We start from the raw sequence: 15016 nt of genomic DNA, 5'->3' as shown, positions 1-15016 counted from the left end.
ACTCCTGAATGTTATTGTGAGAAACCAAACATTATCAGACTTAGCACTCTTTCAAACTATTGTTTTTTCGCCTCTGGTTTTTGATATTTACCTGGGTATTTCTTTTGATAGTAGTCTTCCATAATTTGTAGAATCATCGGCGCAGCGACGCTACCACCACCACCACCAGAATGTTCTGCAAAGGCGACAATTAGCAAGTCTGGATTATCAGCTGGCGCGTAAGCACCAAACCAAGCATGATTTTGTTTAACACGACGTTTCCAAGCTTCGGCTGTACCACTTTTACCCGCTACAGGAGGAATTGTGGGTTTATTTAAAACCTTACCTGTACCGTCAGAAACAACTTTGCGTAGTCCATCACGCAAGATTTTAATGGTTATCGGCTTCATATTTAAAGATTCGCGCCAACTTTGAGCATCTTCATTATCTTTAAGTAAATGTGGCTGGACTCGATAGCCGCCGTTAGCGGGGACTGCAAACATAATTGCTACTTGTAAAGGTGTGGTTTGTAAAGCACCTTGACCAATAGACATATTAATTGTGTCGCCTACAGTCCAGGGTATTTTCCAGGCTTTTTGTTTCCAGTTTTCATCCGGGACTAAACCTTTGGTTTCTTCTGAGGCGAACTCAAAGCCAGTTTTTTGACCAAATCCATATTTGCGAGTCCATTCAATTAAAGTCGGGCCGCCAACACCTCTACCTATTTGATAAAAGAAAGTGTCACTACTCCATTGCATCGCGCCGACAAATCCCAAAGGCCCGAAACCTGCGTGGTTCCATTCGCCAAATCTGGTTCCGCCAATATTTAAGGAACCGTAGGTTTGTAAAATTGTGCTGGGAGAAAATTTTCCTGATTCTAAACCAGCCGTGGTTGTGACAATTTTAAAGGTGCTGGCGGGGGGAAAGGCGCTGAGGGCGCGATTCACTAGGGGATGGTCTTCACCTTGTACCGATTCCCAGTCTTTTTGTGTGAGTTTTTGTTTAGAAAAGATGTTGGGGTCAAAGGTGGGATGGGAAACTAAGGCTAAAACTGAGCCATTTTTGGGGTTGATGGCTACTATAGCACCATCGCGATCGCCTAAAGCTTTTTCGGCAGCTTTTTGAATGTCTAAATCTAAAGTTAAATGCAAATCATTCCCGGCTTTGGCTTGTTTTTCCCCTAACACCCGCAATGGTCGCCCAGCCCCATCTACTTCTACTTGCTGACCACCCCATTCACCCCGTAATAATTTCTCGTAAGCTTTTTCGACTCCCATTTGACCGATAACATCGCCTAAACGGTAGCCGTCTTTTTTTCTTTCTTTTAACTGTTCCGCCGTTAATTCCCTAGTATAACCTAGTACATGAGCTAAGGCTGTGCCGTGGGGATAGTAACGTACAGCTTCCGTGTGAATTTCAACTTCTGGTAGTTCGTTTTCATACTCCTTAATTGCTGTGACTTGGGCTTCGTTCAAATCACGGGCAATTCTAATTAAAGAAGATGAATTTGCACCTGCTTCGTCTAGCTTTTTTTCAATGTCTGCTTGGGGAATCTCTAAAATGCTGGCTAACCTCGGCCCCACAATTGGCCAAGAGGGTTTGGTGTGCGCCATTGGCCAAAGATACACGGAACGAGGATAACGAGTACTGGCTAAAAGTTTGCCATTGCGGTCAAAAATATTCCCCCGTTCTGGCTGTTTCGCAATGACTCGAATCCGGTTAGACTCGGCGCGTTGGCGGTGTGTGTTTCCCTCAACAATTTGCAAATATGCTAACCGCGCCCCGATGCCACTCAGCATTGTGAGGGTGAATATCATCAAAAATATAGACTGAAAATTGCGCCCGACTGTACGTGTATTTTTTTTTCCACCTAAAGGAGAAGGGTGTAATACTGCCATAAATAAGGTTAATTACTGATAAGTACTATCTGTATACAATGGTTCTGAGGTTGTACCGGGTATTACTGTTAATTACAATAATTTTTTGTATATAGTTTTACTGATTTAGGTAAAACCATATCGCTGATTCAGTTTATCAATAATTATTGCAATTAGCCATTCGCAAAGTCTATGACCAGACTAAATTATTCTGGAGAAATTTAGAGAGAAGGGGATGAGGGAGATGAGGGAAGGGGGACAAGGTAGACAAGGGGGACAAGGTAGAGAGTGTTTTTCTGGGGAAATGTTTACGTATATGGGATATTTGAATAAAATAATCTAATTCCAAGATTCGCAGATATATCAGTCTCCTGATTCCCTGTCTCGACAAGATGTTTAGAAATCAAATAGGATTGCAATATATCAATGGACTGGATTACGCTGCTGCGATCGCTACAGTCTGATTTTATTCAAAGGCTAACATCTGGTTCTCTGCTACGTTGCGAAACGGAAGGTCAATACAGCGAATTAACTATAATCTCTGGGGAGAGATTAAAAATACTCCGCGACTTTTGTTGGCAAATGGCTGAAAAATACAAGCGGGTTTCGCCAGTGCGTGATGTTTTTATCAGCTACCTCAAAGGTAAATTAGGTGAGGAAGTTGTTAAAGAACGTTTGGCTGATTTAATTACCGAAGTTGATTATGAGAAACGCTTTGGTGGTGATGGCAAGATAGATTTTACCCTGACTACTAACCCATCAGTGGGAATTGAAGTTAAATCTCGGCATGGTAGCCTGGAGCGGGTGAGATGGTCTGTTAGTTCGGAAGAAGTAGAAAAAAATGCAGTTGTAGTTTGTATTTTAATTCAAGAAGAAGTACACGAAGCACAATCTGAGTATCATCTTTTTTTAGCCGGATTTCTACCGACTCGGATGATTAAACTCAAAACAGGGAGAATTGCCTTTGGGATAGAACAATTATTATATGGTGGTGGCTTGCGTTGTTATTTAGAACAATATCAATCTACTATTAATTATCAAGAATCTCGGACAGAAGATAACCATAAATCACCAATATTAGTGGCGCGTCCCGCAGCTAATCAAGATAATCAACTTTTGATTGTGCAGACAGAAATTGATTATGTCAAACTAGGGAATGATTGTTTTGCCAAGGGAGAATATGCAAATGCGATCGCTAACTACAGTCAAGCGTTAAAATTACACCCAAATGATGTAGAGATTTATTATCAACGGGGATTAAGCTATTATCAATTGGGAGATTATGCAGAAGCGATCGCAGATTATTCCCAAGCGATTCAACTTAACCTCAATGATGCCAAGTTATATATTAAACGTGGGTTAGCGAGTTACCAGTTAAACGATTATACTTCAGCAATTCATGATTACTCCCAGGCAATTAATATCAATCCTCATCTGGCAGTAGCTTATAAAAATCGTGCCGATGCTCGTTCTCATTTAGGAGATAATCAAGGCGCGATTGAAGATTACAGCCAAGCACTTAAAATTAATCCTAACTATGCCATAAATTATCAAAACCGTGGCATGTCCCGTTATTTTTTAGGTTATCAGCAAAGCTTTACTAAAGCTATTAAGTTAAATCCTCATGATGCTATTGCTTACAAAAACCGAGGTAACGCGCGTGCAGATATGGGTGATTATGAAGGTGCAATTGATGATTATACTCAAGTAATTGCGATTAACCCTCATGATGCCCATGCTTATTATAATCGCGGTAATGCTCGTTATGATTTAGGTGACAATGCCGGAGCTTTTGAAGATTATACTCAGGCTATACAAATAAACCCAAATTATGCCGATGCTTATTATAATCGCGGCAATGTGCAGTCAGCAATCGGCGATAAACAAGCAGCAATGACAGATTTTCAAAAAGCTGTAGAACTTTATCGTAAAGAAGGTAAATTAGATGCCCTTAAAGATGCGCGAGGACGAGTTTTAGATTTACAAATTGAAGAGTCGTTAGATATTTTGAATTTTTAATTTAAGTTAGAGGTTATTTTAGTATAATCTAATACCTTATTCTCAGGTATGGAAAAAGCGATCGCTCTCAGACAAAAGACTGCGATCGCCTTCTTTTAATCCCCATATCGGAGTACAACTATTATGATGCCACAAAATCAAATTTCAGCCCAGTTAAATTTACAACCATACTCCCTGGTGCAGAATCTAATCACTATAGTAATGTAATAGTATTTTTACCCATTCCTATCATAAGTAGATTCATTTCCCATTTACCACTTCCTTTTAATTGCCGTTACAAAAACTGTAACCGTCAAAGGATGAGACTCGAATTAATGCAATAGTTAATCATTAACGCATTAAGCATAAATCTTGATTAATCTTTGGTAAGTGAGGTGGAAGAATGAATCGGCAAAAGTTAAGCGGGATGAAAGCAAGTTTTCTACAAAGACGTTACGGTGTGAGTCTAGGAAGACGCTATGTTCTAGCGGCTGCAAGTGTAGTTTTGCTAGGTGTACTTGGTTGTTCTCAAGTCAATAGTAATAGTGATGCTCTTGCCGACTCGAAAATGCCTCAACCAGAATTACCATTGCAAAAAAAAACCGTCAAAGCTGATACAAAATTAGTAAATGCTAATAACAAATTTGGCTTTAAGTTGTTTTCGGAAGTTTTACAAACAGAAGGTAGCGAAAAAAACATTTTTATTTCACCTAGTAGTGTAGCGATCGCCTTAGCTATGACCTACAACGGTGCTAGTGGTTCTACCCAACAGGCAATGGCTAAAACCCTGGAATTACAAGGTTTGAGTCTGCCAGCAATTAACTCTAACTATGCTGCTTTAAAAAGTAACTTAGAAAATCCCAATGCTAATGTGCAGTTAAATATTGCTAACTCACTTTGGGTAAATAAAGATGTGAATTTGCGCCCCGACTTTTTGCAACGAAATCAAGAATTTTACAAAGCCAAAGTAGCCAATTTAGACTTTAAATCTGCATCTGCCTTAAATACCATTAATAACTGGGTTAATGATAATACCCAAGGCAAAATCAGCAAAATTGTTGACCAAATACAACCCAATCAAGTGCTGTTTTTAATTAATGCTATTTACTTTAAAGGGCAATGGAGTGAAAAGTTTGATAAAAACCAAACTGCTGAACATCCTTTTTACAGCGCATCAGGGCAGAAAAAGCTACACTCTATGATGTCTCAAACAGGAGAGTATAAATATTATGAAAATGAGCAGTTTCAAGCAGTAAGTTTACCTTATGGCAAAGATGGTAAAGTCAGCTTTTATGTCTTTCTGCCAAAACAAAACTCCAATCTCAAATCTTTTTATCAAAACTTAAATGCCCAGAATTGGGAAAAATGGTTAACACAATTTCATAGCCAAGAAGGTTTCATTCGCCTACCCAAGTTTAAAACTGACTACGAAATCACACTCAACGATGCGCTAAAAGCTTTAGGAATGCAGGAAGCTTTTAGTTCACAAGCTAATTTTTCGGGAATGGGGAAAGATTTAGCTATTAGCGAGGTAAAACATAAAACTTTTGTAGAAGTTAATGAAGAAGGTACAGAAGCGGCGGCGGCGACATCAGTAGGAATTGTAGCCACATCTGTGAGAGAAAAGCCAGAACCATTCCGGATGATTGTTGACCGTCCTTTCTTCTGTGCCATTCGAGATAATCAAACAGGTAGCATTTTATTCATGGGTTCGATTTTGGAACCAAGCTGATTTGATCTCACGTTGCTTTTTGGGTGGGAGTAGGGACAAGGAAGGGATAGACTCAGTTTAGATTTAATTTTTCTCGCACTAATGTCTCATTTTTGAAACCAGTCAATACGGCTGTTCCATCTTTAACGAACAATGGACGTTTGAGTAACATGGCATCAAGTGTGAATGCGTCTATCCATTGTTGTTCAGTCCAAGTCTTTTTTTGTTCGCCTAAAGCGCGGTAAGATTGCCCGGAGGTATTTCGCATCACAGCAGAACCCAGGGATTTTACCCAGTTTTCGATTTCTTCACGGGTGGGCGGAGTTTCTTTAGTGTTGATAAACTCATAGTCAATTTGGTTGTTTTGCAGCCAAGTTAGAGCTTTTTTGCAAGTACCACAGTTGGGTATGCCGTAGACTTGAACAGACATAATTAAATTTGAGCAACAACTTCCAGATATAGCAGAAGGCAGGAGGGAGAGTCTTACTATCCCTTGCATTCAAGCTTTCAAACTGTCCTAACATATCTGACTACCCCTATATACCATGAGATGATGCCTATGAATTATTTGCCCCTAGTTGAAGACTATAAAGATTTGCATAGACTCCTTGTTGCTCTATGAGTTGTGTATGAGTGCCTTGTTCGACTATTTGTCCTTGTTGAATGACTAAGACTTGATCTGCTTGGGTGACGGTGCTGAGGCGGTGAGCAATGACAAAGCTGGTACGACCTTGTAACAAACGCGCGATCGCACTCTGCACTAATGCTTCTGTACGAGTATCAATACTACTAGTTGCTTCATCTAAAATCAAAATCCGGGGATTAATCAACACCGCACGGGCAATACTAATGAGTTGTCGCTGTCCTTGACTGAGGGGCGCACCTCGTTCACCTAGTTGGGTTGCATAACCTTGTGGTAGGGAAGTAATAAATTCATGCACATTTGCCAATTGAGCCGCACTTTCAATTTCGGCTTGGCTGGCGTAAGGAGCGCCAAAGGCAATATTTTCGGCGACAGTGCCACTGAACAAAATATTATCTTGCAAAACAATCCCAATCTGACGGCGCAAACTTGCTTGGGTGACACTCCGCACATCAATGTCATCTATTTTGACTGCCCCGCCAGAGACATCATAAAAACGCAATATTAGGTTAATGATTGTCGTTTTACCTGAACCTGTCGGCCCCACCAGTGCAATCATTTGTCCAGGACTGGCGTGTAAATTCACGCCTTTGAGAACCAGTTGTTCTAGATTATAGCCAAAGGTGACATTCTCAAATCTCACCTCACCTTGAATTGCTGGCATTTCTTTTGCATCCGGTGCATCTCGGAGTTGGGCTGGTTCATCTAACAGCAGGAAAATTCGCTCTAATCCAGCAAAGGCTGATTGTGCTTGGGTATAAAACTGGCTGAGAATTTGAATCGGGCGAAAAAATTGTTGGACGTAGAGTAAAAAGGATGTAACTACACCAACGGTTGCGGCTCCAGTAACAGCAAGATAACCACCATAAGCGAGTACGCCTGCGGTGGCGAGGGTGTTGAGAAAATCAATTGAGGGTAAAAACGCCGCAGTAATGGCCACCGCCTCGACATTGGCATCCCGGTTAGCTGCGTTGAGCAGGTCGAATTCTTGAATGTTGATGTGTACGCGGTTAAATGCTTGGGCTTCGCGCACACTACTAATATCTTCTTCTAATTTGGCTGAGAGGTCGCCAATGGTTTGCCGGGTGACGCGAAATCTAGCTCTTGCCCAACGAGCAAATAAGCTAGTAGTAAAAATCATCAGTGGCACAACTAGGTTACTCAACAAACCGAGTTGTACATTAATCGCCAACATCGCAATTACAATCCCAATCAAACTAAAAACGTTACCCAACATTTGGGCGACAGTTTGTCCGAATGCTTGATTGACGGTATTGACATCATTTAATAAGCGACTCATCAAATCGCCTGCTTCACTGCGGTCAAAAAAGCTGAGTGGCAAACTCTGAATTTTTAGAAAGATATCTTGGCGCAGTTGTGCCAATAATCGCTGCATAATCCAGCCGACACGCACAATTTGACCACGGGTTGCCGAAATACCAAGTACGTAGATGATTGCTAATAGTCCTAACAGCAGCAACAAACCGGGTAAATTACCTTGGGCAATTAGATGGTCAACTGACCAACCAAGTAAAAAAGGTGCGATCGCCTGAGTTGATGCACCAATTAGTACTAATGTCAAGGCAATGGGAATTTCTTTGCGATATGGCCGCAGGTATTGTAAAAATCGCCTGACGGTTGAGAGTTGCTGAGTTGCCAGTTGCTCAGATGCAACAATTGGGCTTGTACCTCTCATAAGAATTTTGAATTTGGGATTTTAGATTTTGGATTGGGAATTGCTGTCTGCGGCTGGTGGCAATTATGGTTTCAATTGCGACAATTTCTATTGTATTTAATTCTGGAACTAGAAAATTTAACACCGACAACTATAGGACTCATATTTGATTTATGAAAAAAATCAGTACACCCAGGTCAGGCTTTTTTCCTACTCCCTACTCCCCATTCCCTACTCCCTGCCTACACAACTAGATTCGGAAATCAAATCGGATTCCTATAGTCATGTTTATGTTGACTGAAACATCACCAAACCAAATTCTTCACCAGTGGGACGAAAACCGATCGCTTGGTATGCTGCTAGGGCTGGATAATTTTCTCGATTGGTAAATAAGATAGCACGTTCAACTCCGTGCGATCGCGCTTCTAATAATGAGCCAGCTACTACACATTTGGCATAACCTCTACCCCTCAAGGCTGGTGGTGTCCATACACCGCCAATCTGCACAATATCAGGTAGCCAAGCATTAAAAGTTGTATAAGCTATGGGAGTATCTTGGGCGACTAAAATCCAATGTCTCGCCCTGGCTTGGCGTGCTTCTAACTCACGGCGACAATTCACGACTAAATCAGGGGTGTAGAGATGTCCCAAGGCTTCTATATTATAGTCAGCACACCAATGGCTAAGTAAATCAAATTCTTCTGGGTAAGGCAATCGACATTCAACTTCTCTTGATGCTAAAGCTGGAGGTACTTGTAAATCTTGCAATGCCAAAGACAACAATATTTCGCTTTCATCAAGTTGAGTTGGTCGTTCAACTAGTCCTAAGACTTGCTTCGTGGCTGCAACTTGCACTGCTGGGCCTGCAATTCCCAAAATCGGGCGATGGGACTGGTTAACTACTGCTTGTACCACTTCGACCAGATGCACTGGCGCTTGGACTATGAGCATCCCATTCCAATAATGTGCGGCGACTGCAACTATAGTTTCATTAGCGATCGCAGCTATATATGTTCCCTGAAACCTTGCACCTTGGTCGAGTAACCCTGCTTCACGCCAATTTGAGCGCAAAAACATCGAAGTATCGGCGTGTTGCAACAAAAAGTTTTCTAGAAATGCTTCATCACCAGGTTCCAAGGTTCTTAAAATAGCCACAAAAAACTCCGTTGCTGAGATGATATATTGATCCTTTATTTCAGATAAATCAGTAAATTTAAGCCAGGAATTGTCCGTGAAAGTGTCCACAAAATGAGGGTAATATAAAGTACACCCAAGCTCCATTGATACCAAGCAAGAGTAGCAATAATTCCTGGTAAATGTTGGTCACGCAACCGAATATCATTAAATCCTAATCGCACTAAATTATTTAGGCTAAAGTCATAATAATTCAACCAATTCCAACGGCGATCGCTCAATAATGGCATATATCTTTCCCGAAATGTTTGATTGCGGGGAATCACTGGTAAACGTCCAATTAATAATCTTAATTGGCGGAATGTTCCATCTTCAGTGAAGTAAGAAACATCCATTAAATCATGATAGCGTCCTTGTTGATATAATCGAATTATTAAAGTGATTGGCACTGGAATAATAATCAATAATAAACATCCCAATGTGAGCCAAGGCTGTTCGGCATTGCGGAATATAGCTAATAAACTGAAAAATTCTATACAACTAAAACCTAACAATATCGAAACAGTTTCGTAGTAGGTGGGAACTATTGCTACAGGATGAAGACGACGACAACGGTCTACTAACCAAAAGAGTAACCCAAAGTAAGCGATCGCTACACCACCTACACCAAAAGCTAACCAAAAACTTGTGCCATAACCACTTAGTAATAGCAGTAAACTTAAAGCTAACCAACTCCAAGCTTGTAATATCCATCCACCTAAAGCTAGAGGTTCACCAAAACTCAGGCGATCGCTCAATTCATGATATGTTTCTAAATTAATATCTGCTAAAGTTAATAACTCAGCACTATTTTGAAATATTCTGAACTGACGACGGTTGATTATTTCTTCTGCTTGGGTTGCGGAAAAACCCGAATTGATCAACCGCGTGCTAGAAGCACTATTAATATTTGTTCTCAGCAACCGTTGACTTAACTCAATTAATCTAAGTTGCTGTTTGATATATTCCAATTGATTAGCATCAGCAATTTGTTGTTGTTGGCGAAAATTCTGGCTTAAATTCCGCAAAACATTTTGGTTACCTTGTAAGCTTGGTACACAAAACCTCTTACCAATTTGACCAAGATTTCCTAAGATTTTGGCTTGGTTAGAATTAAAACTCAATCCTGGCACATTTAAAAAAGCAGTTTTCGCAAAAATTGCATCACTAAAATCTGCTAAATTGAGAATACTAGCACCACGTAAATTCACAGGCTGATTAAATTGAGCTTCCCGAAAACTCACAGCTTGTTCAAAAGTTACCTCGGTTAATAACAGAAACTGATTAAAATTGGCTTTGGTAAATTGGGCTTGACCAGCAAAGCGAACATCAGCAAAATTAATATTACCTTGCCATTGTACTTTATTAAATTTAGCTAACTGCTTAAACAAAGCTTGATTAAAGTTAGCAGATTGAACAAAAAAACTACTACGAAAATCAGCTAATTCTTGAAATTGAGCTTGTTTAAAATTAACGTTATCAAAAAAAATCCCACCTTGAAAATTAGTTCCTTGGCGGAAAGTTGCATTCATAAAGCTAACCAGACGACTAAATCTAGTTTCACTCCAGTTAGCTGATTGTAAGAATGTGGCATTTTGAGCATCTACAGCTTGAAGAAAGAAAGTATTCAGAAAATTAACTTGTCCATTAAAGCGAGTATTTACCAGCGTTAAAGTGCCACGAAAAACATTAATTTCGCCAGAAGTATTTGAATCAGTTGCTAAAAGTGAGCGACAATCTTTAGAATTAGGTAAAGCAATGGCTAGTGACTGTAGACAAACCAGACGTAAACTTTCTAATTGTGCTTGTTCGGTAGCGGTAAAAATTGGTGCGATCGCCTGAGCATATAAAGGTGTACGTAAACCCAAATCACTGCCGATAAAATCACCTTGAATCACAGAATAACTCAAATCTAAACCCAAGGGTTTCGCACCAGCCTTTTGCAATTCTTTCCGTAACAACTGATAAAAAGCATCCCGAAAACTGCTATTTTCTGGACGCAAATCAATCACCATCTGCCGCAAATCAACAGTTAAATTACCTTCGCGGAGTATTGGTTTACCTATTCTTTCTTGTAAGATTTCCAGTGTTAGGGGTGTGCGTTCTAGTTGCGTTGGTGCGGCGACAGCAGACGCAGGTAGCGAAAAACTCAAAAATAAACCGCAGAGGCACACAAACATCAGATTCTGAGCGAACCTCTGCGCTTTTCTCAGCGTATTTTGGACTGGAAGAAATAAATTACTCAAATGTCAATCATTCATCACTAATCAGCAGGACAATTTTACCCGCGATCGCACCTGTTTCAATTAATTCATGGGCTTTTGCTGCATCTTTTAACTGAAACTGATGATTAACCTGGATTTTCAGCTTCCCTTGTTCCATCCAACTCGCGCATTGTGACAAAATTTCCCCATGATGCTGCAAACTTTCATCCAGTCCCAACAACATTGGTGTTAGCATCAATTCCAACCCTATGCGGAGATTGCGATTCCGCGCCGTTTTCCACACCGTATTCGCATCAGGTTCCAGAATCGTCACAATATCACCATACACCCGCACCGCCGGAAAGGTTTTGTGAAAAGTTTCACCACCAACGGTATCAAAAGCTAAGTCTACACCTCCACCACTAGTCCAATCTAAAGTAGCTTGAACAAAATCTGTTTGTTTGTAAAATATCGGGTAATCTGCACCAAGTTGCTGCACAAAATCCGCTTTTTCCTGAGTACTCACCGTTGTAGCGACAGCAGCACCCTTGAGTTTCGCCAGTTGAATCGCTACGTGTCCCACACCGCCAGCACCAGCATGAATTAGCACCCGTTCCCCTGGTTCCAATCTTCCCCGTTCGTATAAAGCTTCCCAAGCCGTAATTAGTACTAACGGTGCTGCGGCTGCTTCTGCAAAAGACACAGAAGCCGGTTTACGTGCTACAAATCGCTCATCCACAACTGTATATTCTGCATAATTACCTTGGTGTCCACCCAAACCACCATAGCAAAAATACACTGCATCCCCTGGACGAAATTTTTGTACACCAGCACCCACTGCTTCCACAACACCTGCACCATCACATCCTAAAATTGCCGGCATTTGATCAGGGTAAAAAGTGCCACGTTTACGCAGTTTCGTATCAATTGGGTTAACACCAGCCGCTACCAAACGGACTAAAAGTTGAGTATTATCCAAAGGAATACTAGGGGTTGGGACTTCCTGTAATTGCAGTACTTCGGGACTACCGGCTGCGGTCATTAAGACGGCTTTCACAATACTTTCCTCCTGGCTGATACTAGATGCTTGTTCTTTTGCAACTTTACCAGTATTGCTATGTTTTGGAGTCGTGGAGGTTTGATTAGTTGATTTAAGATGCCTACTTTTAACAAATCACTTTAGTAAAATAACAGCAATTATCTGGTTTAAATCAATTAAATAATGACAAAATTCATCCATGATCAATTCTCTACATTTTTACCCCAGTTGTTTCCCAAAACTATTCTCATAGCTTTCTCTATCAATATCTTCAGCACAAGCGACTTTCTTGCAATGCTCCTTATCGAGAGCAATACCTGCTGCTTTTATCCATGCAGCAGTTCTATCATTAGCAGAATCCCCAACAATAATAATGCTGTTGCTCATCTGAGCTAATAGCGATCGCAAATCAGCTCTTAATGTCAACATCTATTTAAGATTTAGGCAGTATCAAGAAAATTATTTGCTAATTATTCCTCAGGGATTCTGCATTATTTCTAAGTGAGGTTAATGGCCCATTCATTTTTCGATACTAGTCTTAAATCCTGTAGAACTTCCTGAGCCGTATTTCTGCCATTGCTGGTAAAATTATGCACAAAAGATATTTTTTGTAGTTTGGCGATAACTGATATGAACAGCGATCGCTTTTTTATTGCTTTGGCCAGCGTTGCATAGTTATTGTATAGTCAAGCATTTTGGTGAGAATACTTTTTGCACTATGCTGAATCTGCTGTTTTTAGATATCTGTGCTTTTTGAAGGTATCTCAAATTCTTACCTTGATTTTCGCCGTTTTTCACCTTCCAAAGTAGGTTGAGCAGTGCGTTTTTTTGGATGTTTTGGATACATTCCAGCAAGAGAGTTGACCTCAATTACAGTCAGTTGTCGTCTAACAACAAACTCGATGATTGTCAGCAAACGTAGGGCTAGACTCAGTAAATTAATCAGACCTGTAACTTGGTCATCACGTTGCACAAACATTGGGGCAATCGAAAGTGACGCACCCTTGAGACGATGAAAACCACGTTCAGCAATCCATTCGTCTCGATAAATCAGTACAGCGTGTTCAAGAGATAACATACTCTTGGGAGCATTGCTGGCAAAAGCTCTCCAGCCAAAAGTTTTGTGAGTTTAGGCAATAGCATCGTGACAAATATATTGCTGGATTACCACCAGATGAACGACCTGCTGTTATTAGCGTCAATATGAACATTGCATCGTTTGCCGTGCTGGAATTCTTAGTAAGACTGCGTCCTTACCGAGAAGAACCTAATTCACAGTATGATTCCTTGATGTTCAGTTTTAGTCAAATGCAACTATACACTGAGCCAATGACAACTCTTTGTCCAACTTTAGTGAAGCATATAGGCCGGGGTGATGTGATTCCTCTATTAGATAATCCTGAGTTAAGTGACACAGAGGCGATTTGTATATGAAGTGGTTTTATTATGCCTGTCGAGTACTAAAGCTATGGCTGTTGAGAAAACCATTGCCACTAAGAACTGTATGGGTAATGGATTTACCCGAACAACTGCATTCCAAATGTGTTTACATTGCTGGTGAAGGTGAGTATCTTTGGTACGCTGCAATGTGCTGTCCTTGTGGTTGTGGTGCAACGTTACATATGAGTTTAATGCCAGAAGGTTCACCGAGGTGGCACTTAACAGAAGGTCTAGACGGCACAATTAGTTTACATCCTTCCGTTTGGCGTACAGTTGATTGTCGAAGTCACTTCTTTTTGCAAAAAGGTTTAATACATTGGTGTTCTAACAATTAATCTCAAGTGTGGACAACATAAAGAAATTGATGTGATGAAATTAGATTTTTCCAAGTGTGTAATCAGCCATTTTATTATTGCACCTTATTAAGAATTGCGCGAACTACACCACTTTTGCCCCGACAAGCTAGAAAAAAGACATCACCTGTTAAAGTGCCATCTTTTTTTAAGTCAGAGACAATTTGACTTAAATCATGACCCATATATCCAGTAATTATTGCAATTAAATTACAATTGCTTATCTGTGCCTGTACGTTACTGCGACTTATATATGCTTCACTTGAGGGGGCAACCTCAACACAATTTTTTAAACCGTAGTTTTCGCACAATTCACGGATGACTTCTCGTCGAGTTGCTTGGTGTCCACCCACTAACGCAAGATTTATAGATGCCAAGTTTTGAGTTGTTAATACTATGTTGTCATCTGAAGCTACTTGTACATTCAGCCTAGTAGCCTCAGCACGACGTTGCTGGCGATACTCAACAAGCTCATTTGCTGAATCTGAGTTAAGACAGAGTAATGCACGTTTTAAATCTTGAAAAAAAGGTGCTTCGATTTCTTCTTGACGTAATGCGTTATCTATTTCAGCGATCGCTAAACCAAAATAGTCATTTGCTAAACTTTGGCGTAAAGTAGGTTGTACATTTATGTATGCTTCCAGTCCTTCAAGTAATTCAAAATACTGTAGCGAACTGATTTTTTGTTCGATTGCAAATTTTCTTAAAATACCTAGGGTGTGTCATCAATTAGATAAACTGGAATCAAAACTGTTGAAGAAAACATAAATAACAGAAAAAGGATGACACGCCGATACGCTCTTGCGTGATGACCAGTGGGAGAGAATCAAAAACCTGTTGCCAGGGAGAGAGGGCTATGTGGGAGTCACAGCTAAAGATAATCGATTGTTTGTAGAAGCAGTGTTGTATCGTTACAGAGCAGGT

The 15016-nt window shown here is 40.4% G+C and carries 12 protein-coding genes and 2 pseudogenes; 5 read left to right on the top strand and 9 right to left on the bottom strand.

From position 1 onward, the window contains the following. Positions 1–56 precede the first annotated feature (56 nt). The gene (mrdA, locus tag H6G74_RS11600; protein ID WP_190967820.1) at positions 57–1877 is read right to left on the bottom strand and encodes a penicillin-binding protein 2; all 1821 of its coding nucleotides are present in this window, start codon (positions 1875–1877) and stop codon (positions 57–59) included. A 405-nt stretch (positions 1878–2282) separates the two neighbouring features. Here mrdA and H6G74_RS11595 point away from each other — a divergent pair, with 405 nt between their 5' ends. Both H6G74_RS11595 and H6G74_RS11590 read left to right on the top strand, forming a co-directional pair. Then, positions 2283–3875 carry a tetratricopeptide repeat protein gene (locus H6G74_RS11595; RefSeq protein WP_190967819.1) on the top strand — a complete coding sequence of 531 codons (1593 nt, stop codon included), beginning with the start codon at positions 2283–2285 and terminating at the stop codon, positions 3873–3875. Between the two features lie 382 nt (positions 3876–4257). Continuing rightward, a complete protein-coding gene (locus H6G74_RS11590; protein ID WP_190967818.1) occupies positions 4258–5586 on the top strand; it encodes a serpin family protein in 1329 nt (442 codons plus the stop codon). A gap of 52 nt (positions 5587–5638) precedes the next feature. On the opposite strand, the gene H6G74_RS11585 is transcribed toward H6G74_RS11590, so the two are convergent. The 7 genes and pseudogenes from H6G74_RS11585 to H6G74_RS11555 form a co-directional block, all read right to left on the bottom strand. Continuing rightward, positions 5639–5995, bottom strand: coding sequence for a Spx/MgsR family RNA polymerase-binding regulatory protein (locus H6G74_RS11585; RefSeq protein ID WP_190967817.1), 357 nt, complete (start codon positions 5993–5995; stop codon positions 5639–5641). A 127-nt stretch (positions 5996–6122) separates the two neighbouring features. Further along, complete coding sequence (locus H6G74_RS11580; RefSeq protein WP_190967816.1) at positions 6123–7904, bottom strand: ABC transporter ATP-binding protein; 1782 nt, start codon at positions 7902–7904, stop codon at positions 6123–6125. 267 nt (positions 7905–8171) lie between these two features. Further along, entirely contained in the window at positions 8172–9038 is an 867-nt protein-coding gene (locus H6G74_RS11575) for a GNAT family N-acetyltransferase (RefSeq protein ID WP_190967815.1), read from the bottom strand. A gap of 35 nt (positions 9039–9073) precedes the next feature. Then, entirely contained in the window at positions 9074–11236 is a 2163-nt protein-coding gene (locus H6G74_RS11570; protein ID WP_190967814.1) for a pentapeptide repeat-containing protein, read from the bottom strand. 73 nt (positions 11237–11309) lie between these two features. Continuing rightward, positions 11310–12317, bottom strand: coding sequence for a zinc-dependent alcohol dehydrogenase family protein (locus H6G74_RS11565; RefSeq protein ID WP_190967813.1), 1008 nt, complete (start codon positions 12315–12317; stop codon positions 11310–11312). A gap of 201 nt (positions 12318–12518) precedes the next feature. Next, entirely contained in the window at positions 12519–12728 is a 210-nt protein-coding gene (locus H6G74_RS11560) for a hypothetical protein (protein ID WP_190967812.1), read from the bottom strand. A gap of 370 nt (positions 12729–13098) precedes the next feature. Beyond that, positions 13099–13428: pseudogene (locus tag H6G74_RS11555) on the bottom strand (IS1634 family transposase); the annotation flags it as partial. A 74-nt stretch (positions 13429–13502) separates the two neighbouring features. Here H6G74_RS11555 and H6G74_RS11550 point away from each other — a divergent pair. Together H6G74_RS11550 and H6G74_RS11545 are read left to right on the top strand one after the other, a co-directional pair. Beyond that, the gene (locus tag H6G74_RS11550; RefSeq protein ID WP_190967810.1) at positions 13503–13733 is read left to right on the top strand and encodes a hypothetical protein; all 231 of its coding nucleotides are present in this window, start codon (positions 13503–13505) and stop codon (positions 13731–13733) included. Continuing rightward, positions 13730–14074, top strand: coding sequence for a DUF6527 family protein (locus tag H6G74_RS11545; protein WP_144427524.1), 345 nt, complete (start codon positions 13730–13732; stop codon positions 14072–14074). Before H6G74_RS11550 ends, H6G74_RS11545 begins: the two co-directional genes overlap by 4 nt. Positions 14075–14148: 74 nt before the next feature. On the opposite strand, the gene H6G74_RS11540 is transcribed toward H6G74_RS11545, so the two are convergent. Next, positions 14149–14469 (bottom strand): hypothetical protein, encoded by a 321-nt coding sequence (locus H6G74_RS11540; protein ID WP_190967809.1) that lies wholly within the window; start codon positions 14467–14469, stop codon positions 14149–14151. A 405-nt stretch (positions 14470–14874) separates the two neighbouring features. On the opposite strand from H6G74_RS11540, the pseudogene H6G74_RS11535 reads away from it, so the two are divergent. Beyond that, positions 14875–15016 (top strand): annotated as a pseudogene (locus H6G74_RS11535) (transposase); the annotation flags it as partial.

The organism is Nostoc spongiaeforme FACHB-130, from assembly GCF_014698475.1.
Classification (GTDB): domain Bacteria; phylum Cyanobacteriota; class Cyanobacteriia; order Cyanobacteriales; family Nostocaceae; genus Nostoc_B; species Nostoc_B spongiaeforme.
This window is presented reverse-complemented; position numbering and strand designations above follow the sequence as displayed.

Coding starts and splice junctions, on each gene's coding strand:
- H6G74_RS11580 (WP_190967816.1), bottom strand. CDS start 7,904: ATGAGAGGTACAAGCCCAATTGTTGCATCTGAGCAACTGGCAACTCAG.
- H6G74_RS11570 (WP_190967814.1), bottom strand. CDS start 11,236: ATGTTTGTGTGCCTCTGCGGTTTATTTTTGAGTTTTTCGCTACCTGCG.
- H6G74_RS11545 (WP_144427524.1), top strand. CDS start 13,730: ATGAAGTGGTTTTATTATGCCTGTCGAGTACTAAAGCTATGGCTGTTG.
- mrdA (WP_190967820.1), bottom strand. CDS start 1,877: ATGGCAGTATTACACCCTTCTCCTTTAGGTGGAAAAAAAAATACACGT.
- H6G74_RS11585 (WP_190967817.1), bottom strand. CDS start 5,995: ATGTCTGTTCAAGTCTACGGCATACCCAACTGTGGTACTTGCAAAAAA.
- H6G74_RS11550 (WP_190967810.1), top strand. CDS start 13,503: ATGAACATTGCATCGTTTGCCGTGCTGGAATTCTTAGTAAGACTGCGT.
- H6G74_RS11595 (WP_190967819.1), top strand. CDS start 2,283: ATGGACTGGATTACGCTGCTGCGATCGCTACAGTCTGATTTTATTCAA.
- H6G74_RS11590 (WP_190967818.1), top strand. CDS start 4,258: ATGAATCGGCAAAAGTTAAGCGGGATGAAAGCAAGTTTTCTACAAAGA.
- H6G74_RS11560 (WP_190967812.1), bottom strand. CDS start 12,728: ATGTTGACATTAAGAGCTGATTTGCGATCGCTATTAGCTCAGATGAGC.